The organism is Mesorhizobium sp. M8A.F.Ca.ET.181.01.1.1, from assembly GCF_004792025.1.
GTDB lineage: Bacteria > Pseudomonadota > Alphaproteobacteria > Rhizobiales > Rhizobiaceae > Mesorhizobium.
The window spans coordinates 644,622-667,201 of record NZ_SRTV01000002.1 but is presented as its reverse complement, the minus strand read 5'-3'; the positions used below and the strand labels follow the sequence as shown (position 1 = coordinate 667,201).

The 22,580-nt window shown below is 62.7% G+C and carries 27 protein-coding genes; 11 read left to right on the top strand and 16 right to left on the bottom strand.

Annotated elements, in window-relative coordinates; all coding sequences use genetic code 11:
- Window positions 1-13: 13 nt before the first annotated feature.
- From EN824_RS11655 to EN824_RS11635, 5 genes are all read right to left on the bottom strand, one after another.
- On the bottom strand, window positions 14-1,276 hold the full coding sequence (locus EN824_RS11655; protein WP_189522158.1) for a cysteine desulfurase-like protein: 1,263 nt from the start codon (window positions 1,274-1,276) through the stop codon (window positions 14-16).
- Window positions 1,277-1,323: 47 nt separating this feature from the next.
- Window positions 1,324-2,391, bottom strand: coding sequence for an aldo/keto reductase (locus tag EN824_RS11650; RefSeq protein WP_135932271.1), 1,068 nt, complete (start codon window positions 2,389-2,391; stop codon window positions 1,324-1,326).
- A 118-nt stretch (window positions 2,392-2,509) separates the two neighbouring features.
- Entirely contained in the window at window positions 2,510-2,971 is a 462-nt protein-coding gene (locus EN824_RS11645) for a hypothetical protein (protein ID WP_135932270.1), read from the bottom strand.
- 351 nt (window positions 2,972-3,322) lie between these two features.
- Complete coding sequence (locus EN824_RS35200) at window positions 3,323-3,571, bottom strand: hypothetical protein (RefSeq protein ID WP_189522157.1); 249 nt, start codon at window positions 3,569-3,571, stop codon at window positions 3,323-3,325.
- Window positions 3,572-3,586: 15 nt separating this feature from the next.
- Window positions 3,587-4,093, bottom strand: a complete 507-nt coding sequence (locus tag EN824_RS11635; protein ID WP_135915492.1) for a DUF1993 family protein — start codon at window positions 4,091-4,093, stop codon at window positions 3,587-3,589.
- 140 nt (window positions 4,094-4,233) lie between these two features.
- On the opposite strand from EN824_RS11635, the gene EN824_RS11630 reads away from it, so the two are divergent.
- On the top strand, window positions 4,234-5,283 hold the full coding sequence (locus EN824_RS11630; protein WP_135932269.1) for a DUF1176 domain-containing protein: 1,050 nt from the start codon (window positions 4,234-4,236) through the stop codon (window positions 5,281-5,283).
- A 20-nt stretch (window positions 5,284-5,303) separates the two neighbouring features.
- Here EN824_RS11630 and EN824_RS11625 read toward each other — a convergent pair whose 3' ends face one another.
- From EN824_RS11625 to EN824_RS11590, 7 genes are all read right to left on the bottom strand, one after another.
- Window positions 5,304-6,158 carry an alpha/beta hydrolase gene (locus tag EN824_RS11625; protein ID WP_135915490.1) on the bottom strand — a complete coding sequence of 285 codons (855 nt, stop codon included), beginning with the start codon at window positions 6,156-6,158 and terminating at the stop codon, window positions 5,304-5,306.
- 236 nt (window positions 6,159-6,394) lie between these two features.
- Window positions 6,395-8,005: a molybdopterin-binding/glycosyltransferase family 2 protein gene (locus tag EN824_RS11615; protein ID WP_135932268.1), complete on the bottom strand. Its 1,611-nt coding sequence runs from the start codon at window positions 8,003-8,005 to the stop codon at window positions 6,395-6,397.
- Complete coding sequence (locus EN824_RS11610) at window positions 8,002-8,706, bottom strand: XdhC family protein (RefSeq protein ID WP_135864156.1); 705 nt, start codon at window positions 8,704-8,706, stop codon at window positions 8,002-8,004. Before EN824_RS11610 ends, EN824_RS11615 begins: the two co-directional genes overlap by 4 nt.
- 6 nt (window positions 8,707-8,712) lie before the next feature.
- Entirely contained in the window at window positions 8,713-9,051 is a 339-nt protein-coding gene (locus tag EN824_RS11605) for an XdhC family protein (RefSeq protein WP_127280086.1), read from the bottom strand.
- Between the two features lie 49 nt (window positions 9,052-9,100).
- Entirely contained in the window at window positions 9,101-10,351 is a 1,251-nt protein-coding gene (locus EN824_RS11600) for a VWA domain-containing protein (protein ID WP_135864154.1), read from the bottom strand.
- A gap of 5 nt (window positions 10,352-10,356) precedes the next feature.
- Window positions 10,357-11,286 (bottom strand): MoxR family ATPase, encoded by a 930-nt coding sequence (locus EN824_RS11595; RefSeq protein ID WP_135864152.1) that lies wholly within the window; start codon window positions 11,284-11,286, stop codon window positions 10,357-10,359.
- The gene (locus tag EN824_RS11590) at window positions 11,283-11,810 is read right to left on the bottom strand and encodes a flavin reductase (protein ID WP_135864150.1); all 528 of its coding nucleotides are present in this window, start codon (window positions 11,808-11,810) and stop codon (window positions 11,283-11,285) included. Before EN824_RS11590 ends, EN824_RS11595 begins: the two co-directional genes overlap by 4 nt.
- 179 nt (window positions 11,811-11,989) lie before the next feature.
- Between EN824_RS11590 and EN824_RS11585 the strand changes: the two genes are divergently transcribed.
- The gene (locus EN824_RS11585) at window positions 11,990-13,063 is read left to right on the top strand and encodes an ABC transporter substrate-binding protein (protein ID WP_135864148.1); all 1,074 of its coding nucleotides are present in this window, start codon (window positions 11,990-11,992) and stop codon (window positions 13,061-13,063) included.
- Entirely contained in the window at window positions 13,063-14,088 is a 1,026-nt protein-coding gene (locus tag EN824_RS11580; protein ID WP_135864146.1) for a P1 family peptidase, read from the top strand. The genes EN824_RS11585 and EN824_RS11580 overlap by 1 nt, the downstream gene beginning before the upstream one ends.
- 9 nt (window positions 14,089-14,097) lie before the next feature.
- On the opposite strand, the gene EN824_RS11575 is transcribed toward EN824_RS11580, so the two are convergent.
- Complete coding sequence (locus tag EN824_RS11575; RefSeq protein WP_135932267.1) at window positions 14,098-14,352, bottom strand: DUF2171 domain-containing protein; 255 nt, start codon at window positions 14,350-14,352, stop codon at window positions 14,098-14,100.
- Window positions 14,353-14,485: 133 nt separating this feature from the next.
- Between EN824_RS11575 and EN824_RS11570 the strand changes: the two genes are divergently transcribed.
- The 3 genes from EN824_RS11570 (at window position 14,486) to purB (ending at window position 17,198) form a co-directional block, all read left to right on the top strand.
- On the top strand, window positions 14,486-15,211 hold the full coding sequence (locus tag EN824_RS11570) for a DUF2259 domain-containing protein (RefSeq protein WP_127279376.1): 726 nt from the start codon (window positions 14,486-14,488) through the stop codon (window positions 15,209-15,211).
- Between the two features lie 56 nt (window positions 15,212-15,267).
- Window positions 15,268-15,732, top strand: coding sequence for a hypothetical protein (locus EN824_RS11565; RefSeq protein ID WP_189522156.1), 465 nt, complete (start codon window positions 15,268-15,270; stop codon window positions 15,730-15,732).
- 158 nt (window positions 15,733-15,890) lie between these two features.
- A complete protein-coding gene (gene purB, locus EN824_RS11560) occupies window positions 15,891-17,198 on the top strand; it encodes an adenylosuccinate lyase (protein ID WP_127279377.1) in 1,308 nt (435 codons plus the stop codon).
- 190 nt (window positions 17,199-17,388) lie between these two features.
- On the opposite strand, the gene EN824_RS11555 is transcribed toward purB, so the two are convergent.
- On the bottom strand, window positions 17,389-18,201 hold the full coding sequence (locus EN824_RS11555) for a VOC family protein (protein WP_127280661.1): 813 nt from the start codon (window positions 18,199-18,201) through the stop codon (window positions 17,389-17,391).
- 245 nt (window positions 18,202-18,446) lie between these two features.
- On the opposite strand from EN824_RS11555, the gene EN824_RS11550 reads away from it, so the two are divergent.
- A complete protein-coding gene (locus EN824_RS11550; RefSeq protein WP_127280660.1) occupies window positions 18,447-19,001 on the top strand; it encodes an alpha/beta hydrolase in 555 nt (184 codons plus the stop codon).
- 19 nt (window positions 19,002-19,020) lie between these two features.
- Here the strand turns inward: EN824_RS11550 and EN824_RS11545 are convergent, their stop codons facing one another.
- Both EN824_RS11545 and EN824_RS11540 read right to left on the bottom strand, forming a co-directional pair.
- On the bottom strand, window positions 19,021-19,794 hold the full coding sequence (locus tag EN824_RS11545; RefSeq protein ID WP_127280659.1) for an HpcH/HpaI aldolase/citrate lyase family protein: 774 nt from the start codon (window positions 19,792-19,794) through the stop codon (window positions 19,021-19,023).
- A 109-nt stretch (window positions 19,795-19,903) separates the two neighbouring features.
- Window positions 19,904-20,224 carry a DUF1476 domain-containing protein gene (locus tag EN824_RS11540; RefSeq protein ID WP_127280658.1) on the bottom strand — a complete coding sequence of 107 codons (321 nt, stop codon included), beginning with the start codon at window positions 20,222-20,224 and terminating at the stop codon, window positions 19,904-19,906.
- A 276-nt stretch (window positions 20,225-20,500) separates the two neighbouring features.
- Between EN824_RS11540 and purC the strand changes: the two genes are divergently transcribed.
- Genes purC through purQ form a run of 4 tightly spaced genes read left to right on the top strand, consistent with a single transcriptional unit; the run spans window position 20,501 to window position 22,519 of the window.
- Window positions 20,501-21,295, top strand: a complete 795-nt coding sequence (gene purC / locus EN824_RS11535) for a phosphoribosylaminoimidazolesuccinocarboxamide synthase (RefSeq protein WP_013532127.1) — start codon at window positions 20,501-20,503, stop codon at window positions 21,293-21,295.
- A gap of 43 nt (window positions 21,296-21,338) precedes the next feature.
- Window positions 21,339-21,581 carry a phosphoribosylformylglycinamidine synthase subunit PurS gene (gene purS, locus EN824_RS11530; protein ID WP_127280770.1) on the top strand — a complete coding sequence of 81 codons (243 nt, stop codon included), beginning with the start codon at window positions 21,339-21,341 and terminating at the stop codon, window positions 21,579-21,581.
- 18 nt (window positions 21,582-21,599) lie between these two features.
- On the top strand, window positions 21,600-21,854 hold the full coding sequence (locus tag EN824_RS11525) for a hypothetical protein (RefSeq protein WP_127280765.1): 255 nt from the start codon (window positions 21,600-21,602) through the stop codon (window positions 21,852-21,854).
- Window positions 21,851-22,519: a phosphoribosylformylglycinamidine synthase subunit PurQ gene (gene purQ / locus EN824_RS11520; protein ID WP_127280766.1), complete on the top strand. Its 669-nt coding sequence runs from the start codon at window positions 21,851-21,853 to the stop codon at window positions 22,517-22,519. Before EN824_RS11525 ends, purQ begins: the two co-directional genes overlap by 4 nt.
- Window positions 22,520-22,580: the final 61 nt, after the last annotated feature.

The window sequence follows — 22,580 nt, the reverse complement described above, 5'->3', positions numbered from 1 at the left end:
GTTCAAGCCCGCGTCAGGACCGTTGCTGCCTGAGCATGGCAATCACCCGGTGCACGCTTTCCAGCGTCTCGTCGATTTCGGACGCCGTGTTGTAATGCGCGATGCCGATGCGCACGACGCCTTGCTCGGCCGGAATGCCGAGCTGGTGGACGATCTCCCAGGCATAGTTGTGACCCGACCACAGGAAGATGTTTTCGGCGTTCATCTGCCGCACGATCGTTTCGGGCACTATGCCGTCCACGGTGAAGGAAACAGTCGGCACGCGATCGCCGAGGCGTTTCGAATCGGTGATGCCATGGATCGTCAGGCCTGAAATATCGGACAGACCATCGATCAACCTTTGCGCCAGCGGGTTTTCATAGGCGATGGAGACTTCGAACGCCTTGGCAATCCTGCGCCTTCTCGATCCGCCCTCGCCGGCGCCGAGGTCGGCAAAATAGTCAATTGCGGCGGTGAGGCCGGCCATCAGTTCGATCTGCGGCGTGCCGAGTTCGAAGCGCTCCGGCAGGCCGTTCGAGGAACAGCGACACTTATAGGCCTTCAGGCCTTCGATGACGTCGCGCCGGCCCCACAGGATGCCCATATGCGGGCCGAAGAATTTGTAGGCCGAGCAGATCAAAAAATCGCAGCCGAGCTCCTGCACGTCGATCAGGCCATGCGGCGCGAATTGCACGGCATCGACATAGACCAGCGCTCCGGCCTTTTTTGCAAGTTGGGTCAAGGACTTGACCCGGTTGATCGAGCCGGTGAGATTGCTGGCGTAGTTCAACGCCACCAAGCGTGTCTTCCCAGACAGCAGACCAGCGAGCGTCGCCTCCTCGACCTGCCAGGTCTTTTCGTCGAACGGCAGCCAGCGCACGACGAGGCCGAGGTCCTCGGCCAGTTGCAGCCATGGCGACACATTGCCCTCATGGTCCATGCGGGTGAGGATGATCTCATCGCCTGGCTTCATCGTGCGGCCGAGCGTCCGCGACATGTGAAAGGTCAGCGTCGTCATGTTGGCGCCGATGATGATTTCCTGGGGGCTCGCCGCGCCGAGGAAATCGGCCATCGCCTGGTGCGCCTCATCGACGACCTGCTGCGCGGCGATCGTCGTTTCGAAATAGCCGCCTAGATTGGCGTTGGTCGTCAAGAGGCAGCGCGCGACCGCATCGGCGACGGCCTGAGCCACCTGCGTCCCGGCGGGATTGTCGAGATAGATGCGCCGGCGCCCTTTGTCGGTCAGCGAGAGAGCGGGAAATTTTCCACGCACGGCCTCGATCGAAAAGTCCACCATCGTCTCCACCCCTTTGCTGTTGCTCGACAATTCCGCAATCGGCCCGGTCACGGACAGGGATTGCCGACCCGCTGGTGAATGGCGTCCACAGCCTTCTGCATCTCTTCGGTCCAGACGACATCCACCGAGGACAGCGCCATTTGCAGCTGCGAAACGGTTGTCGCGCCGACAATGTTCGATGTGACGAAAGGCCGGCTCGAGACATAGGCATTGGCAAACAGCGCCGGCTCCAGGTCGAAAGAGCGCGCCAGTTCATTGTATTCGAGCTGCGCCTCAGCGGCATTTGGCGTCTCATAACGCTGACCGCGGTTGAAGAGCTGCGAGCGCGAGCCCTGCGGGCGGGCGCCGTGATCGTACTTGCCGGTCAAATAACCCTGCGCCAGTGGCGAATAGGCAAGCAGCGACACCCCTTCGCGTTCGCAGACCTCGGCGAGGTTCACCTCGAAGGTGCGGTTGACGAGGTTGTAGGCGTTCTGGATCGAGGCGACGCGCGGACCGATCCCTTTGTCGGCCTCGGCGAGGAAACGCATAACGCCCCACGAACTCTCGTTCGACAGGCCGAAATGGCGGATTTTTCCTGCCTTCACCAGTTCCTCGAACACCGCAAGCGTCTCGGCGATCGGTGTCTCGCCGACTGGCGCGCCGACAGAATCGGCGCGCCGCGCCACCGCGCCGACGCGCGTCGGGTTGGCGCCCCATGGGATGTCCCGTTCCGGCCAGTGGATTTGATAGAGGTCGAGATAGTCCGTGCCGAGCTTGGCCAGCGATTTGTCGATGGCATCAAAGATATCGGCCCGCACCAATTGCGAGGGTCGGTCGCCGCGAAACCAGCTGTTGGCGGTACGGCCGACCACCTTTGAGGCGAGGATCACCTTGTCGCGATTGCCCTTGGCCTTCATCCAGCTGCCGATGATCTTCTCGGTCCGCCCTTGCGTCTCCGCCTTGGGCGGGATCGGATAGAGTTCAGCGGTGTCGATGAAATTGACGCCACGCGAGAAGGCCAGGTCCATCTGGGCATGGCCCTCGGCCTCGGTGTTCTGCTGGCCCCAGGTCATCGAACCGAGGCAAATCTGGGTGACAAGAAGATCGGTCCGGCCGAGACGGCGTTTGTGCATGGAATTCTGCTCCGGAGGGAAAAACATGCGCGGCTGCGCGGGAGGAAACCGCATCTTATAGGAAAGCGGAGGCGCTCTCCAAGCCTTGCCAGGCCGACTTTTGCGTGAGCAGAGACGGCTAGCGGCGTGCGGCGGCCACGGCGCGGCGCTTGGCCTCGTCGATCAGCATGTTGGCCACTTGCATGCGGATCATCGCGCGCTGGCGCAAATGCGGGGCAACCCGGTCAGGATGGTTGGCAAAAGCAAAGCTGCGGCGCATGCGACTGAAATCGGCAACGACCTTGGGCTGATTCAGTCCCAGTTCGACCGCAATCGATTCAGGATCAATTGGCGGCAATTCTTCTTCCGGCTTCGGTTCTTCGCCAGCCAGGGCCAGCCTAGCCTGCTCAAGCAGGGCAGCAAATTCGCTGGCCAGATCAGCACCAGCCTCGCGATATTCCGCGGCGGATACCTTGATGCGGCCGGAATGGAGTTCATCGGCGACCGAAAGATAGTCGAACGGGATGGATGGGCGCGCGCCGGTCTCGTCGCCCTCGATGCCGTCGCCCTTGTCGGAGGCAACGAAGAGGTCGTCGAGCAACGAAGCGAAATCACGCTTGGCGCTGGTAGCGATGTCAGCCTCCCCCTTGCCTGACTGTCTGGACTACAGAGCATAGAACCGGCTCGTTAAAAATACATGCCACCGGTCTTAACGAATTTAGCCGTTGCGAGGATTGCTATCGAGGATCAATGGCTCCTCGACCAAAAGCCGGACTGCACTTTCATGCAGTCCGGAAATTCGCCAGGAGTGGCGAGGAAAAACTGGCCACGTGCCAGCGTCGAAGCCTACGAGTCGCGCTGCGCGAAAGTTTCACGGAGCCGAAAAAAAAATTTATGAAAATCATTCGGACATGGCAGGCATGCAAATGCTGCACTGCACAATTGTCACGATTCACGTATATTGTGTGGTGTGGAGGACCAACCAGGAGCCTGAATCATGGGTTTCTTCACGGAAATGTTTGCCCGGCCGCGCCCACAGGAACATCAGAGATATCGTGCGGCGCTGGCGCTGCTTCATTCGATGAGCAGCGCCGAGCGTGCCGACATCGGCATCAAGCCCGCCGATTTCCCGCGTATCGCCCGCGAAATGTCCATCCGCTAGGCTGCATCCCGCGAGATGTCCCGGATCGATCCAGGACATCTCGAACCTCACGCCTCAACGCGATCCTAGGAACGTCGCCTTGCCCAACGGCACGCCATTGTGGCGAAGGATGTCGTAGGCGGTGGTGAGGTGGAAATAGAAGTTGGGCATGGCCACATGCAGCAGATACTGCATGCCGCTCAATGTGGTTTCCCGGCCCCCCAGCTTCAACTCGATCATCCTGTCATCCGACCCGTCGATATCGGCGGCCGAAAAAGTCGCCAGATGGGCCAGTGTCTTGGCGATCCTCGCTTCGAGATCGGCGAAGCTTGCCTCATTGTCTTCGTATTTCGGCACTTCGCGGCTGGCCAGCCGTGAGGGTGCTCCCTTGGCATGGTCGGTGGCGATCTGCACCTGCCGAGTCAAAGCGAACATGTCGGGCGCAAGCCGCGCCGTCAAAAACACCTGCGGGTCGATCTTGCGGTCAAGCGCGTTTTGTTCGGCTGCCGCGAGCACATTGGAAAGTGCTTTCAGCCTGGCTGAAAACACGGGCACGGATGCCTCATACATCGATATCGTCACGTCAGATCTCCTGTCCGGCAGGAACGCCGGCGGGAGGACGTAGCGCCCTCAAGCACGATTCTTCAAGGTGCAGCCGCACTGCGTCACCACGTCGCCGCAATCGCCATGGTAGAATCTTCGTTATCGAGCGGAGATTCCCGATGAGACGCGCCCTTCTCGCAGCGACAGCCCTTCTCTCCCTTGCCACAACAGCTCAGACGGCATTGGCCGCCAGCGATACGCCCGAAGCGCCTTACGTCGATGATCGCTCGAGCGCCGATGCGGTCGTCCACTCGCTCTATAGCGCCATCAACCGGCATGAATTCGCCCGCGCCTGGGGCTACTACGGCGATACAAAGCCGGCAAAGGATTTCGATACGTTCGTCAAAGGCTATGACGGCACCGATACGGTGGAGGTCAAGACCGGTCCGATTTCGGACGAGGGCGCGGCGGGCAGCATCTATTACAATGTCCCGGTCGCCATCCAGGCAACCGACAAGAAGGGCGAAGCGAAGGTCTTCGCCGGCTGCTACACGCTGCGCCAGGTCAATGCCCAGATCCAGGAGCCGCCCTTCCAGCCGATCTTTATCGACAAGGGAGCGCTGAAGCCCTCCACCGTGGATTTCGACGATGCGGTACCGCCAAGCTGCGGCGACGGTCCGCCGCCGCCGAAGAAGGATACCGCACTGGAACAAGTCAAGAAGGCCTTCCTGGCGACCTATGGCGACCAGTGCGACAAGCAACTCCTGGCCAATGAGCCGGAGGTCTTTTCGATCAAATACAGGGACAAGAATGCTCAGCCGGGCGACCCGGACAAGGAAACGCGGCTGTTCCATTTCTCCTGCTCGGCCGCCGCCTACAATGAAAGCTCGGTCTACTACATGACCGACGAGGTGGACGGCGTCCGGCAATTGCAATTCGCCGAGCCTGAGACCGATATACGCTACGAGAACAACGACAGCGACGGCAAGCTGTTGAGCGTGACGGTGATCGGCTTCCAGACCACAGGATGGGCGGTCAATTCCGACTATGACCAGGACACCCACACGATCACCACCTTCAACAAATGGCGGGGCGTCGGCGATGCCTCGGATTCCGGGACCTACCTGTTCCGCAACGGCGATTTCTCGCTGGTCCAGTATGACGTCGACGCGTCGTATGACGGCGAGGAAAATCCGCAGACGATTGTCGACTACAACACCGCGCCTTAATCCAAATGGCGCGTCGGGCGCTATGGTGCCTTCGACAGCATCCAGTTGAGCGTGCCGCGCCAGTCGACCATGCGGATCGGCGTGCCATGCGTGCCGGTCTCGAAGCGGACGAAGCGGGTCGGATAGGTCTTCGACCTGGCTAGGATGGAGCGGAAGAACGCTTCCTGGTTGGCCACGGGAAAGACCACGTCATGGCTGCCCTGGCCGAAGAACACTGGCACGCGACGCTTGAAGGCGGGGCTAGCGAGAAAGCTCTCGTCCCACAGCGATCCGAGCAGCAGCAATCCATTGATGCGCCCGCCCGTATCCTTGCGGGCGGCAAGCTTCCAGCACAGCGCACCGCCCATCGAGCCGCAGGCGACGAAGATTTTCGCGCCCGGGGACTGTTCGGCATAATGGTCGATCAGGGCCGCGACCAGTGCTGCGCCCTTGTCCCCGAAATCAGGAAAATCCGGAGAGATATAGAGCCCGCCATTGCCGGCCATCAGGTTCTTGAGGCGGTTGAAATTGCCGCCGAAGGTGAAGTCGTCGATGCCTTGCTTGCGGCTGCCACCCTGCCCGTGCAGATAGAGCACGATGACGGCGGCCCCTTGCGTCTTGCCGACGGCGACATGCCTGACATCGCCGGCGTCCGTCTTCAGCATCAGATCCTGCTGCGTCTTGCGCACGCCGGTGTCGGCATACTGGGCATGCACGCGCTTTTCCGGCACCTCGTCACGCTGGTTGATGTCGCGCATTTCACGGTAGTCGAGGACCGTGTAGGCACCATTTGTGTCGGATGAGAGCGTCGCCGGATAGGCGAAGAGATCGTCTTTGAAGGATTTCAGTTCGAGCGCATTGGCGTGGGCGGCGGAAAACAGGAAAAGCAGGGCCATGAAGGCAGCGCGGCACGCCCCCCTCTGGCCTGCCGGCCATCTCCCCCTCAAGGGGGGAGATTGGACACGCGTTCGGCTTTCGCCATGCTCCAAAGTTGCACGGTGGACACCCTCATCGAAACTGCTGATCTCCCCCCTTGAGGGGGAGATGGCCCGCAGGCCAGAGGGGGGTAGAAGCGCAAACGCTGGTGAACTGAAAAACATCACTCAGGCATGCGGAATTCGGCTCGGGTTTGTCAATCCTGCAGCACGCCGCCCGCGCCTTCGAGAGCCTCTCGGGTGTCAACGTCGACGGACGCGCCCTCGCCGATCTCGACATCGATGACATCGAGCCCCTCGGCCTCGACCAGATGACGTGCGCCGGTATCGCCTTCGAGATGGCCGACGGCCGCGAACAGCGAACGCGGCAGAAGCACCGGATTGCCGCGTTTGCCTTCATGCGAGGCGCGAACCACTGAGTTGCCGCCGGCCTTGCGGAACGCATCGATCAGCCGGTCGAGGTCATCGGATGCGACGCCCGGCATGTCCCCAAGAACGATCATCGCACCCGCGACGTCTTGAGGCAGATAGGCAATTCCGGCCTTCAGGGAGGTCGACAGGCCATCGGCAAAGTCGGGATTGTCGGCGAAGGTGACGTCGAGGCCCGACAGTGCGGCGCGCACCCGCTCGCGCTGATGGCCGGTGACGACGATCGTGCCCGAAGCCTTCGAGGCGAGCGCGCGTTCGGTGGTGCGGCGCACCAGCGGCTGGCCGTCGAACAGCGCCATCAGCTTGTTCGGTCCGCCCATGCGGCTCGACCGGCCCGCCGCCAGAAGCACGATTGCAACCTTGAGCCGGTTTTTGGCCGGCAGCGGCTCGCGCGGCTGCGGCCGCGTCGGTATCTCCATCAGCAGGCCGCCGACGCCCATGCCGGCGATGTCGCCGGCCGTAACGTCAAGGCCGGCAATCAACCGGTCGAGCACCCAGTCGAAGCCGTTCTCCTTGGGGCTGCGGGCGCAGCCAGGCGCGCCGATGACGCGCTTGCCGCCGAGTGTGCCGAGCACCAGAAGATTGCCTGGATCGACCGGCATGCCGGCACGGACAACAATCCCCCCGGCCCTCTCGATCGCCGCCGGAACGACATCAGCGAAATCGCTCATGGCGGAAGCGCCGAAGATGACCACCATGTCGTTGTCGCGCGCGAGCGCGATGGCGGCCTCGGCGACAGGGCCGATCTCATGCGGCGTGCGGCGCTCCGCCGTCAGCCTGCCGCCCGAGCGCGCCAGCCGTGCTTCGGTGACGCGCAAGGTCTTGTCGAGCACATTGGGCTTGGTGCCCGGCAGCACCGTCTGGATGACGCCGATACGCACCGGCCGATAGGCGTTGACGGCAAAGATTTCGCCGCCGGCGCAGATCTTCATCACGGCGTCGACCAGCGATGACGCAACCGCGAAGGGAATGATCTTCACCGTCGCAACCATCTGACCCTTCTCGGCCGCCGCATGCTGAGCCAGCGTGGCGATGGTGATGGCCGGATCGACGGCATTGATGGCGTCGATGACAGCGGCCTTGACCGTGAAGATGCCGGCCGCCTTGGCGTGAAGATTGACCCGACCCGTGGCGGCCTGCCTTGCCTCGATGCCGCCAAAGGTCATGCTCTGAGCAATTGTTTGCGCCGCGGCGTCCTCGCCGAGATCGCCGGAAGCCAGCACGGCGGCGACAACCTGCAGGATACCCGCTCCTTTGAGCGTGGAGACATCTTCGGCGCTCAACCTGTGCGCCTTGCGAAACCGCTTTTCGCCGGCGGTGGTGGCATGGGCCAGCACCGCCCCCTCGGCCTGATCGATCGGGATCGGACCGAATTTCACGCCACCGCGCCCTTCGCTTCGAGGCCGCGCGAGCGGAAGGCATGGATGGTCTGCGCGAGAATGGCGACGGCGATCTCGGCGGGGCTTGCCGCCCCAATGTCCAGCCCGATCGGCGCGTGGATACGTGCTATCTGGTCGGCACTCGCGCCCAGCGCCAGCAGGCGCTCGACGCGCTTGGCGTGCGTCTTGCGGCTGCCGAGCGCCCCGACATAGAAACAGTTGGCGTCGAGTGCCGCCTTCAGCGCGAAATCATCGATCTTCGGGTCATGGGTGACGGCGGCGAGCGCGGTGTAAGCGTCGAGCGGCTGGCGCTCCAGCACATCCTGCGGCCAGTCCGCATGCAAGGCGACATCGGGAAAACGGTCTGATGTGGCAAAGGCGGTGCGCGGGTCGATGATCTCCAGCGGATAGCCGGCGATCCGGGCCATCGGCGCAAGCGCCTGGCTGATGTGAACGGCGCCGATCACCACCAGGCGCGGCCGCGGCAGATGCGCATTGAGAAAGAACGTCCGTCCTTCCGCCTCGACGGAGCCGGAAATGCCGGATCGAAACGCCTTGGCGATCGCCACTCCGAGATCGCCGGCGACGTTGTCCCCCTCGCGCACGACACGATCGCGACCATCACCGACATCGGTGACGAGGATCGCCGCGCGGCGGGCGCGCCGCTCGGCATTGAGCATTTTCAGCGCATAGGGATCCATCCGAGGTCAGCCCAATCGCTCAACATAAACCTTGATGCGGCCGCCACAGGACAGGCCCACCTGCCAGGCCGTCTCATCGGCGACACCGAACTCAAGCATCCTGGCCTTGCCGGAGCCGATGACGTCGACCGCCTCGGTCACGACAGCGCCCTCGACGCAGCCGCCCGAAACCGAACCATGGAAATTGCCATCGGCATCGATGACAAGGTGGCTGCCGACCGGACGCGGCGCCGAACCCCAGGTCTCGACCACGGTCGCGATGGCGACATCCTTGCCGTCCTTCATCCAGGCTTCCGCGATGATCAGCGGGTCGCGGGCCTCATCGAGATAAATGCTGTCGCTCATCGTTGCTTCTCTCAGGGTCTGTTTTTTCAAGGAGCCGGGAAACATATGGCTATGCGGCGTGCCTGGCGCCAGCATCCATCCACCGCCGCGGATCGACCGAAAGCGCCGATTTCTTGTCCAGCGAGGCGCAGAGATCGGCGAGCGCGTCGAGATTGTGCACCGAACGGAATTCGTCGACATGCGGCAGCATCGCCTTCACACCGCGGGGCCGCGCCTGAAAACCGTCGAAGCGCAGCAAAGGGTTCAGCCAGATCAGCCGCCGGCAGGATTTGTGCAGCCGCTCCATCTCTTCCGACAAGCCCACGACATCGTCACGCTCCAGCCCGTCGGTGATCAGAAGCACCACGGCGCCCTGCCCCAGCACGCGCCGCGACCATACAAGGTTGAACTCGGCCAGCGTATCGCCGATGCGCGTGCCGCCGGACCAGTCCTTGACCGCCGCCGAACAGTCGGCAAGGGCGGCATCGGGATCGCGGTGGCGCATCTGCCGGGTGAGATTGGTCAGCCGCGTGCCGAAGACAAAGGTATGCACGCGCCGGCGCTTTTCCGTCAGCGCATGCAGGAAATGCAGGAAGATGCGCGTGTACTGGCTCATCGAACCGGAAATGTCGGCCAGCACCACCAGAGGCGGGTGGACTTCGCGGACCGAGCGGAATTTCGGCAGGATCAATTCACCGCCGGTGCGCGCGGCCGCGCGCATCATGGCGCGCGGATCAATGCGGCGGCCGTGCGCATCGGCCTTGAAGCGCCTGGTCCGCACCATGTCCACGGGCAGCCGCAACGCCGCGATCGCCTTCCTGGCGTCGGCCATCTCGGCTGCGTTCATCTGCGCGAAATCCTTGCCCCGCAACAGCTCGTTGCCGGAGAAAGTGAAGCGGGCATCGACCTCGATCTCGGGGATTTCCCGAGGCGGCTGGTTCTTCTGGTGACCCTCGAACATCGCTTGACTGACACGGCTTTCGGCCGCGCGCGGCTTCTGCTTCTCCCTGACGTCAGGCGCCACCGGCGAAAACATCGCCAGCAGCTTCTCGATCAGTTCACGCGATTTCCAGAACAGCCTGAAGGCTTCGTCAAAGATGGCATGATCCTCGTGCCGGGACACCAGCACGGCGTGCAGCGTCCAGTAGAAATCATCGCGCGAGCCGATGCCGGAGACGAGTACCGCCTCGATGGCGTCCTTGACCGAGGCTGGCCCGACCCGCATGCCGGCCTTGCGCAAGGTGCGGGCGAAATAGACGATGTTGTCGGCGATCCGGCCGTCGGCCGTCGCCTCTCTTGGGTCGGGACGCGGCGTGTTCACTCTTGCTACTCCGCCGCCGCGAGCTCGGCCTTGACCTCGTCGAGGATGCGCCGGCCCTCGCCCGCGCCGATGCGGGCAATGTCGTCCTGGTATTTCAGCAACACGCCGATCGTGTCGGACACGGTCTCCGGATCGAGCGCCACCTTGTCGAGTTCGGTCAGCGCCCCGGCCCAGTCGATAGTCTCGGCGACGCCCGGCACCTTGAACAGTTCGATCTGGCGCAGCTTCTGGATGAAGGAGACCACTTCAGCGGAAAGCCGCTGGTTGGCCCGTGGCACCTTGCGGCGCACGATCTCCAGCTCTCGTTCCGCATCGGGATAATCGACCCAGTGGTAGAGGCAGCGCCGCTTCAGCGCGTCGTGGATCTCGCGTGTGCGGTTGGTGGTGATGATGACGATCGGCGGCTCTTCCGCCTTGATGGTGCCGAGTTCAGGCACCGTCACTTGGAAGTCGGAGAGGATTTCGAGCAGGAAGGCTTCGAACGCTTCATCGGTGCGGTCGAGCTCGTCGATCAGGAAGACCGGGGCCGCACCCGTCTTTCCGGTCAGCGCATCGAGCACCGGCCGACGGATCAGGTATTTTTCGGAAAAGACGTTGCGCTCCATGGCGGAGCGCTCGACCTTGCCGGCCGCCTCCTCCATGCGAATCTCGATCATCTGCGCGGCGTAATTCCATTCATAGACGGCCGAGGAGACATCGAGCCCCTCATAGCACTGCAGGCGGATCAGCCGGCGGCCGAGCGCCTCTGCCAACACCTTGGCGATCTCGGTCTTGCCGACGCCGGCCTCGCCCTCGAGGAAAAGCGGCCGTTTCATGCGCAGCGACAGGAAAAGCACCGTTGCCAGCGACCGGTCCGCGACATAGTCCGCACCGGTCAGGAGATCGAGCGTTTCCTCGATCGTCCCCGGCACGGGGCGCGGTTTCAAGTCGCTCATTCCTTCTCCGTAGGTGCGGCCGCCCCACTTTCCAGAACGTGGTAGCCGCGTGCGTGGTAAATCAGCGGCCGCAAATTATCGCCCATACGCAGGCCTGTCACCTTGCCAAAAAGCACACGATGGGTGGCCAGGTCCTTGGTATCGATCAACTCGCAGTCGAACACGGCGAGCGCGCCCTTCAATGTCGGCGCACCAGTGGAAATGACATCCCATTCGCCGAGCGCGAAACGCTCTTCGACCGGCAACCCAGTCATGCCGGAGAATCCAATCGACAGCGGCTCCTGGTGCGAAGCCAGCGTGTTCAGGGCAAATTTGCCGTTCTTCACGAAAAGCTCATTCTTGGCATTTTCACGATTGAGGCATACCAGGATGGTCGGCGGCGTGTCCGACACCGAACAGGCCGCGATCACCGTCGCCCCGCGCTTGCCGGCGGGCCCATCGGTGGTCACCACATGGACGTGACCGGCAAAATGGCTCATCGCGTCGCGATAGGCTTGCGGTCCAATATCGTTCTTCTTCAGCACTGGAAAGTTTCCGTGGCCATTGTTCGCCTGACATATATGGCCAGACATCACATGCCACAAGCGAAGTGCTTGGCCCATATCCCGAATTCGCGTGTTGCACCAAGGCCGGACAGCCTTTAGGTCTTGGCGGGAATTGGTGCCCACGCGACGTCGCGGGCTTGGAGGGACGGTTCGGCAGGATGGGATCCGGGGCAACGATATCCATCGCACTGGCCTGGCTGTTGCTGACCGGTGCCGCTGGCGCACAGACGCTCACGATCGGGGTCGCCGCGCCCCTGTCGGGACCGTCGGCCATCCTCGGCAAGCAGATCGAGGCTGGCGCCGAACTCGCCGCGGAGGCGGACGGCGTCCAGCTCAAGACCGTGGATGACGCCTGCACCGGCGACGGCGGCGCCGCGGCGGCAAGGGAGTTCGCGGCAGCCAAGGTCAATGTCGTGATCGGCTTTCTCTGCACGGAGGCGATCGAAGCGGCGATGCCTATCCTGAAGGACGCCAACATCCCGGTCATCACCGTCGGCGTGCGAACCGAAAGCCTGACCGACCGCCGCGCCAAGACCGGCTGGCCGGTCTATCGCCTCGGGCCGCGCGGCGATGACGAGCGCAACGCCGTCGCCTCTAACCTGACCCGCCTGTGGCGTGATGAATTGTTCGCCATCATCGACGACGGCACCATCTATGGCCGCGAGATCGCCGAGACATTTCGCGCCGCGGCGGAGCAGGCAGCGTTGAAACCGGTCTTCGTCGACACGTTCCGGCCGCAGCTCGACAACCAGATCGGCCTGATCGGACGGCTGAAGAAGGCTGGCGCCACGCATGTCTTTGCCGGCGGCGACGGTGACGACATCGCCATCATGGGGCGCGATGCCGCCCAGCTCCAGGCCGGCATCGTCCTTGCCGGCGGCGAAAACCTGCGCACGCCGCCCGGTGACGTGCCCTATGCATCCGGTACGCTGATGATCGCCCAGCCGGAATGGGCGGATATCGCGAGCCCTAAAGTGCTGGAGAGCTTCGCCGCGCGAAAGATCGTGCCGGACGGCTATACCTTGCCAGGCTATGCCGCAGTTGAGATCGCCAAGGCGGCGGCAGCCTTGTCCGAAAGCTCCGGCAAGCCGCTGACCGACGCACTCACCGGGCATGATTTCACCACGGCGATCGGGCCGGTCCGCTTCGACGCCAAGGGCGACCTCAGCCGGAGCCCCTACCGTGTCTTCCGCTTCGACGGCACCCGCTTCGTGCCCTTGGAAAACAACTGATGTTCCGCACCGGCCCGCGCAATCTCATATCGGACGTTGCCGGCCTGCGCGTCGGCAACACTTCCGATGCCAGGCTGAAGTCCGGCGTGACGACCGTGCTTTGCGACGAGCCGGCGGTGGCGGGTGTCCAGATCCTGGGCGGCGCGCCCGGCACCCGCGAGACGGATTTGCTGGAACCGCACAATTCCGTCGAGACAATCCATGCCGTTGTGCTGTCGGGCGGTTCGGCTTTCGGCCTCGATGCCGCGTCCGGCGTGCAGGCCGCGCTGCGCGAGCGCGGCATCGGCCTCGAGGTGGGCGGCTTCCGGGTGCCGATCGTGCCAGCGGCGATCCTATTCGACCTGCGCAATGGCGGCGACAAGGACTGGGGCCGTTATCCGCCCTATCGCGACCTCGGCTACGAGTCGGTGCAGGCTGCCGCTGCCGATTTCCTGCTTGGCACGGCCGGCGCCGGCACCGGCGCACTGACTTCGGGCCTGAAGGGCGGCCTTGGCTCCGCCTCGACGCTGCTGGACAATGGCATCACCATCGGCGCGCTGGCCGCCGTCAACCCGACCGGCTCTGTAACCGTTGGCCGCACCCGCCATTTCTGGGCGGCGCCCTTCGAAATCGGCGATGAATTCGGCGGGCTCGGCTATCCCTCGCCCATGCCCGAAGACGCCAAGCGGATCTTGCTGAAATACCGCGACAAGGAACACGGGCGGCAGATGGAAACCGGCGGCAACACGACCATCGCCGTCATCGCGACGGACGCGGTCCTCACCAAGGCCGCCGCGAAACGCCTGGCGATTGCGGCGCATGACGGCTTCGTGCGCGCCATCTGGCCGACCCATACGCCGGCCGACGGCGATCTGGTGTTCGCGTTGGCGACCGGCAAGAGCGGGATCGAACTCACCGCCGACGCCGCGGTCGACCTCTATGCCGTGGCCGGCGCGACCATGGCACGCGCCATCAGCCGCGGGGTGTTTGCCGCGACGCCAGCCGATAATGATTTGTTCCCAGTCTGGTCGTCGCGCCTGGGCTAAGGCCTTCGATCAAACCGGATCGGATTTCTCTTCCTCGAACGTCACCGCGACATCGGAATTCGCCGACAGCCAAACCTTCTTGTCATCGACCTCGGCAACCAGGGCCAGGGAAATATAATGATGATGGCCCTTGTGAGCGCCCTCGCCGCTATCGGCCTTGGTCAGCTTGATGCGCTGGCCATCGACCTTGTCGACCGTGCCGATATGCACGCCATCGGCGCCGACGACTTCCATGTGCTCACGAATTTTGCTGGTGTCGGTCATGGTAGCTTCTCCATTGGGGATTGCCGACAATAACAAATGACGAGCGGATTGGATGCATCGGCTTTGGTCCGCACGACGTTTTGATTTCGTCGTGCTAGGGATTGAAACGATCACGGCTGCCGGGGTGAAAACGATGCGAATGCTTTTCCTGTTTGCCGTTTCCCTGGCAGCGCAGCTCGCGGCGTCGATCGCCGCCCAGGCCGGCGATGTCGCGGAACTTGAAATTCTCGGCTTCACCCGGGATGGCAGCGTCTTCGCCTTCGAGGAATACGGCGTCCAGGACGGGTCGGGCTTTCCCTATGCCAACCGCTATTACATCGACACAAGCAGCGACAGCTTTCTCAAGGGCACGCCGATCAGGGTCCGGCTCGACGATGAGAATGCAACGCTCGACGCTGCCCGCGTCCAGGCCCGGCAAAAGGGCGAAGCCATTGTCGGCCAGGCCGAGCTGAATGCCAATCGCGGCATCACCGCCGGTTTCAACCCGGTGACCGAGCTTTCAGCCGATCCGCATCGCATGGCGGTCAATCCGAGGCCGATCTTCTCCCCGGTCGATCAGCCGCTCGAGTTCCGGTTGGACGAGATCGGCATGAACAACACCGAAGGCTGCGACAGCCAGGGCGAGATCAATGGCTTCCGTCTGCTGCGAATCGAGGCGCAGGATGGCGGCACCACCAAATTGCTGCACGAGGACAAGGCGATCCCCAAGAGCCGGGGCTGCCCGAACGGCTACCGCATCGGCGCGGTGCAGACATTCTCGATGGACAGCCTCAGCGCCTATGCGGTTCTGATCGCGGTGCGCCAATATGGTTTCGAGGGGCCGGACTTTCGCTGGATCGCCGTGACCGGCCGCCTGTGACAGGGCTTGTCCGACCCGTCAGGCGCAATCGCGCCCTGCGCCGCCTTCGCGACGCGATGCCGAGACCGCGCGCGGCGCTTCTCGGCGCCCTGCTGTGGGCAGCTGCGATGGGCGCCAGCGCACTCGTCAACCTGTTTCTGGACAATTGGGTGACGCCGGGCAAGATCCGCACAGTGTCGCTGCTGTTCGCCGCAGGCGGCGCCTTGGCGTTTCCGGTTGGCCTGTTCGCGGCGCGGCTGGTCTCGCTCGGAAGAGGCTCCGAGGTCGCCTTCGCCGCGGCATTGGTGTGCCTCGCCGCGGCGACGATTGGCCTGACCGCCGGGCTGTATGCGATGCAGTACCGGTCCTATTATGCCGAATGGCATGCGCCCGCATTCACCCTCACCTGGGGCTTTCAGCTTGCCTTCACGGTGGCGGTGGCGTCCTACCAGTTCGTGGTGCTGGGCATCCGGCTCTATTTTCCGCTTGGTTTTGTCGCCTTGTTCGCTGCCGGCCTCTGGTTTGCGCGGCATCAGCGTTGAGCATTTGGTCCACCTCTGGTAGGAGGCGGGCCAACCTGGAGCGGTTCAGCGTTTGATAGAATCGCCGATCCGCTCTAACTTTTTCTTTTTCGCAATTCCGGACGGAAAACCGCTGCGCACTTTTCCTGGAATTGCTTTAGACACATCAGGACAGACCGATGATCCCTCGCTACTCCCGGCCGGAAATGGTCGCCATCTGGTCGCCCGAAACCCGGTTTCGCATCTGGTTCGAAATCGAGGCCCATGCCTGCGACGCGCTGGCCGAACTGGGCGTCATCCCCAAGGAAGCGGCCAAAACCATCTGGGAAAAGGGAAGTGCTGCGGAATTCGACGTCGAGAAGATCGACGCGATCGAGCGCGTCACCAAGCATGACGTCATCGCCTTCCTCACCCATCTTGCCGAATTCGTCGGACCCGATGCGCGCTTCATCCATCAGGGCATGACGTCATCTGATGTGCTCGACACCTGCTTTGCGGTGCAACTCACCCGTGCCAGCGACATTCTGCTCGCCGACATCGATGCGTTGCTTGCAGCGCTCAAGCGCCGCGCCTTCGAGCACAAGGACACCGTCACCATCGGCCGCAGCCACGGCATCCATGCCGAGCCGACCACCTTCGGTATCAAGCTGGCGCAGGCCTATGCGGAATTCTCGCGCTGCCGCGAGAGGCTGGTGCACGCGCGCGAAGACATTGCCACCTGTGCGATTTCAGGGGCGGTCGGCACCTTTGCCAACATCGAGCCCTATGTCGAGGAACATGTAGCCCAAAAGCTGGGACTGAAGCCGGAACCGGTATCAACGCAAGTGATCCCGCGCGACCGCCACGCCATGTTCTTCGCCACGCTCGGCGTCATTGCCTCCTCGATCGAGCGGCTGGCGATCGAAGTCCGGCATCTGCAGCGCACCGAAGTGCTGGAAGCGGAAGAGTTTTTTTCGCCGGGCCAGAAGGGCTCGTCGGCGATGCCGCACAAACGCAATCCGGTGCTGACCGAAAACCTCACCGGCCTTGCCCGCATGGTGCGCTCCATGGCGTTGCCGGCGATGGAGAACGTGGCCCTTTGGCACGAACGCGACATTTCGCATTCGTCGGTCGAGCGCATGATCGGCCCGGACGCCACCGTGACGCTCGATTTCGCGCTGTCACGTCTGACCAGCGTCGTCGACAAACTCGTCGTCTATCCCGAGAACATGCTGAACAACATGAACAAGTTCCGCGGACTGGTGCATTCCCAGCGCGTGATGCTGGCGTTGACGCAGGCCGGCCTGTCGCGCGAGGACTCCTACCGGCTGGTGCAGCGCAACGCCATGAAAGTATGGGAACAAGGCGCTGATTTCCTTGAGGAACTTCTGGCCGACAAGGAAGTGACCGCAGCGCTGCCAGAGGCGCAAATCCGCGAGAAATTCGACTTAGGTTATCACACCAAGCACGTCGACACGATTTTCAAGCGTGTGTTCGGGGAGGCGTGAGCTTTCCTTCTCCCCGTTCACGGGGAGAAGGTGCCGGCAGGCGGATGAGGGGCAGCGCCAACTTCGACGGGTAAAGCTACTCATCGCATTGTGTCAGAAGCGATAACCTTGCAACCTCGGCGCCGCCCCTCATTGCCCTGCCGGGCATTTCTCCCCGTAAACGGGGAGAAAGAAGCTGTGTTGACGCCAATCACGCCTTGCCAGGAACAGTCCTGATCACCGTGCCCCAGGGGTCCTCACGGGTCGTTTCACTCGCCACATTGTCCGAGCGCATTTCGACCCAGGCGAGGCCCGAACGAGACGGGTCGCGGCGACCGGCGCCGGCGCTCTGCCAGGCATTGGCGCCGATGTGGTGGTGGTAATGGCCTGACGACAGGAACACCGCCTGGCCGCCATATTTGGCGACCGTGTCGAAGCCGAATTCCTGGTTCCACCAGGCTTCGGCCTCTTCCGGCCTGCCGACGCGGAGGTGGACGTGGCCGACAATGCTGTTTTCCGGCGCGCCCTGCCAGCCCGCATCGCCGGCCGGCACTTCGGCAACGACAGAAGGAATGTTCATCCGCTCGGTCGCCATGGCGATCTTGTCGCCGCTCCATTTCCAGTCCTGCGGGCGGCGATCGGCATAGATCTCGATGCCATTGCCCTCGGGATCGGTCAGATACAGCGCTTCGCTGACCAGATGATCCGAAGCCCCCTCGATGGCGATCTTGTCTGATATGGCGTGGTTGATCCAACGGCCGAGATCGGCGCGGCTTGGCAGCAGGAAAGCCGTGTGGAAGAGGCCGGCGCTGCGCGGATCGTCCGGCTTGGCGGACGCGTCCGGCTCAAGAACCAGCAGCGGACGGTTGGCAGCGCCGAGCGTGATCGCGCCATCGGCACGGCTCAGTTCCTGCAGGCCGACAACCCGGCGGTAATAGGCCGCGAGGCTTTCGGCATCACGCGCCTTCAGCCCGACCCGGGCGACGCTCACCGGCGTGGTGGCGGCAAATGGCAGTTCGCTCATCATTGTCTCCGTTGCGGCGACGTTTCGCGAAGCCCCCAAAGCCAGGAGCCCGGCGCCACCAATCATTGTACGTCGTGTCAGCACCAAAATCCCGGCCCTCCACGGCTGTTTCTTTCCCCACAGAGATCGTCGATCGCCATCGTTCACACAAGACGGCGAAAAGCGAACATGGTGTTCACCATTGCGTGCAAAGAGCGCAGCCATCAACGGTTGCATGAGACAATCGCGCTCGCTATCTCAGCGGCATGAAAGTCAAAGACGCAGATATCCTGATCATTCCCGGATACACCAATTCCGGACCCGAGCACTGGCAGACCCGCTGGCAATCGAAGCTGTCGACCGCGCGCCGTGTGGAGCAGGCCGAATGGTCGAAGCCGGTGCGCGAGGACTGGACGGCGAGCGTCGCCAAGGCGGTCAACGAGGCCGAGAGACCTGTCGTTCTCGTCGCTCACTCACTGGGAGTGGCCGCGGCCGTACAGGCCATTCCGAAATTTCAGAAGCCGGTCGCCGGCGCCTTCTTCGTGGCACCGCCCGACGTCGCCAATGCCAAGATCAAGCCGAGGCATCTGATGACCTTCGGCCCCTATCCGCGCGAGCCGCTGCCATTTCCCTCCATCGTGATCGCCAGCCGCAACGATCCCTTCTGCCCCTTCGATGTCGCCGAGGACATCGCCGGCGCCTGGGGCTCGCTGTTCATCGACGCCGGCGAGACCGGTCATCTCAGCGAGGATTCAGGCTTTGGCCCGTGGCCCGAGGGATCGATGACCTTCGCCAAGTTCCTGACAGACCTGAAGGCTTAGCGTCCGTGGTCGCGCTGCATCAGGCGCCGATGGAATCCTTGATGCCCTTGAGCAGGGTCTTTGCCCCCAGCGAAATCAGCGCATGCTCGGAGCCCGTGGCGAGCAGGCGGTAGCCCATCGACACGACGCGGCCGGCGATAGCGGGTTCGACGACGTAGATCGCCGCATGCTTGCCGGCCTTGCGGGTGCGCTCGGCAACCGAGGCCACTGTCTCCATCATGCTTTCGAGCGTCGAGTTGACTGTCGCGCCGTTCGACCAGGCGATCGAGAAATCCGATGGGCCGAGGAAGATGCCGTCGATGCCGGGGGTATCCAGTATGCCGTCAAGCGCATCGAGCGCCGCGCGCGTCTCGACCATCGCAAAAGCCATGGTGCGCTGATTGGTGTCGCGCAGCCATTCGGCATAGTCGCCCTTGCCATGACGGGGAAAGGCATAGGTCGGGCCCCACGAGCGCTCTCCGAGCGGCGGATATTTCATGGCGGCGGCGAACAGCTTGGCATCGGCCACCGAGTTGACCATCGGGGCAATGACCGCTTCGGCGCCGAAATCGAGGGCACGGCTGGCCATGTCGAAACGGCCAACAGGGATGCGCACCAGCGCTGGCTTGCCCAGGGCCAGTACCGGCGCCAGGCCGCGCAGGACGCTGTCCTCGTGATGGCCGCCATGCTGCATGTCGAGTGTGACGGCATCGAAGTCCTGCCTGGCGAGGATCTCCACGGTCAAGGCGTCCGGCACGCCAGACCAGGCGGTGACCAGCGTTTCATCTGCGGCAAGACGGGACTTCAGGGACATCTAATCTCTTCCTTATTGACGTCGCCAGTTTCAGCCGGAAACCGCCGCAAAGGCAAAGAAAAACCGCCCGGATCGGCCGGGCGGTCGATTGGTCCAGTAAGAGGCCGGATCAGGTATTCCTGATCTGCTCGATCGCCTGCGCCATCAGTTCGTCCATGGTGCGGCGGATCTGATGATCGGACTGCTCCACGCCCGCGGCGTCGAAATCCTTGCGGATTTTGCGGAACACGTCATGGTCGCCGGCTTCCTCGATGTCGGAAACAACGACTTCCTTGGCGTAGGCGTCGGCGTCGGAACCGGATTTTCCGAGCTTTTCGGCGGCCCACAGGCCAAGCGCCTTGTTGCGGCGCGCCGAAGCCTTGAACCGAAGCTCCTCGTCGAATGCAAATTTGCGCTCGAAGCCCTCTTCGCGGTCTTTCATGCTGCTCATGGCGTCCCTCCGGGTCAAATCCGATTCGTTGGCAGGTGAATATGTGTGTTGCCGAAGCACAAACCAAAAGGTCGCGGGCCGGTCAATATGCTTCGTCATATGCTGCGCTGCGGCATTTCAGTCCCGAAAGCGGTTGATTCGAAGGATTTGCCGATTGAGCAAACGATGTGATTGGGATAGACCCGGCATTGAACGTCACCGTCGCCGCACTAATTCAGGCGGACGGACAGGAAGTGGTCCCTTACCGCCTGCCCGCAAATCCAGAGAAAAATTCAAATGAAAAATCGCCGCCGCATTTATGAAGGCAAGGCCAAGATCCTCTATGAGGGACCCGAGCCGGGCACGCTGATCCAGTTCTTCAAGGACGACGCCACCGCGTTCAACAAGAAGAAACACGAGGTCATCGACGGCAAGGGCGTGCTCAACAACCGCATTTCCGAATACATTTTCAATCATTTGAACCGCATGGGCATTCCGACCCACTTCATCCGCCGGCTCAACATGCGCGAGCAGCTGATCAAGGAAGTCGAGATCATCCCGCTCGAAGTGGTGGTGCGCAATGTCGCCGCCGGTTCGCTGTCCAAGCGCCTCGGCATCGAGGAAGGCACCGTCCTGCCGCGCTCGATCATCGAATTCTACTACAAGGCCGACGCGCTCGACGATCCGATGGTTTCGGAAGAGCACATCACGGCGTTCGGCTGGGCAAGCCCGCAAGAGATCGACGACGTCATGGCGCTTGCCATCCGGGTCAACGATTTCCTCTCCGGCCTGTTCATGGGCGTCGGCATCCAGCTCGTCGACTTCAAGATCGAGTGCGGCCGCCTGTTCGAGGGCGACATGATGCGCATCGTCGTGGCCGACGAGATTTCGCCGGACTCCTGCCGCTTGTGGGACGTGGCGACGCAGGACAAGCTCGACAAGGACCGTTTCCGCCGTGACATGGGCGGCCTCGTCGAGGCCTATCAGGAAGTCGCCCGCCGCCTCGGCATCATGAACGAGAACGAGCCGCCGCGTCCTACCGGCCCGGTGCTGGTCGCCTCGACTGACGGCCTCAAAGGCAAGCCGCACTGATTGCGGCTTGCAACCCGACATTCAGAACAGGAGCATGTCCAGCGTGATCAAGGCCCGCATTACCGTCACCCTCAAGAATGGCGTTCTGGACCCGCAAGGCAAGGCAATCGAACACGCGCTGTCGGGGCTGGGATTCGATGGCGTCGGCGCGGTGCGGCAAGGCAAGGTGTTCGACGTCGAACTGGCGGAAAGCGACAGGGCCAAGGCTGAAGCCGATTTGAAGGCCATGTGCGACAAGCTGCTGGCGAATACGGTGATCGAGAATTATAGTGTGACACTTACCTGAGGTTGTGTCGGAGGCACTATGCCGGAAGTCACGAATGAGTTGATGTACGAGTTGCTGAAGCGCGTGCATCACGAAATTGGTGAGCTTCGTCAGGATGTTTCCGAAACGAAACGGGAATTGAATGTAATGCGAGGTCACATGGTGGCAACGCAAAGTGACATCCACAACATCTATGGCATTCTCGCCCGCCAGGATGATCGACTTGAACGCATAGAACGCCGTCTCGACCTGCGCGATCTTGCCGAAGCACAGAGGCCTTACGAACCAAAATGAAAACAGCCGTCGTCCTCCTGCCTGGCCTCAATCGCGACCGCGACATGATCGCGGCGCTGACCAAGATTTCCGGACAGGCGCCGGCAACCGTCTGGCAGACCGATACCGAAATCCCCGATGTCGATCTGATCGCCATTCCCGGCGGCTTTTCCTTCGGCGACTATCTGCGTTGCGGCGCGATCGCGGCGCGCATGCCGGTGATGCGGGCAGTGGCCGAGAAGGCAGCCAAGGGCGTGATGGTTATCGGTGTCTGCAACGGGTTCCAGATTCTGGTCGAGGCGGGATTGCTGCCGGGTGCGCTGATGCGCAACACCTCGCTGAAATTCGTCTGCCGGCAGGTCAAGCTCGAGATCGCCAACGCCAACACCATGTTCACCCGCCGCTATCAGCCGGGCCAGATCATCCGCTCGCCGGTGGCCCATCATGACGGCAATTACTTCGCCGACGCCGAGACGCTTGCCCGCCTCGAAGGCGAAGGCCAGGTGGTGTTCCGCTATGCCGAAGGCACCAACCCGAACGGCTCGATCAACGACATTGCCGGTATCATCAACGAACAAGGCAATGTGCTCGGCCTGATGCCGCACCCCGAGAACCTGATCGAAGCAGCGCATGGCGGCAGTGACGGCAGGGCGTTGTTCGAAGGCGCCTTGGGCATTGCCGCTTGAAGTTTGCAACCGCAACCTTAAGAATTGCGGCAATTCAAAATCATAGGGTGAGGGAGAGACG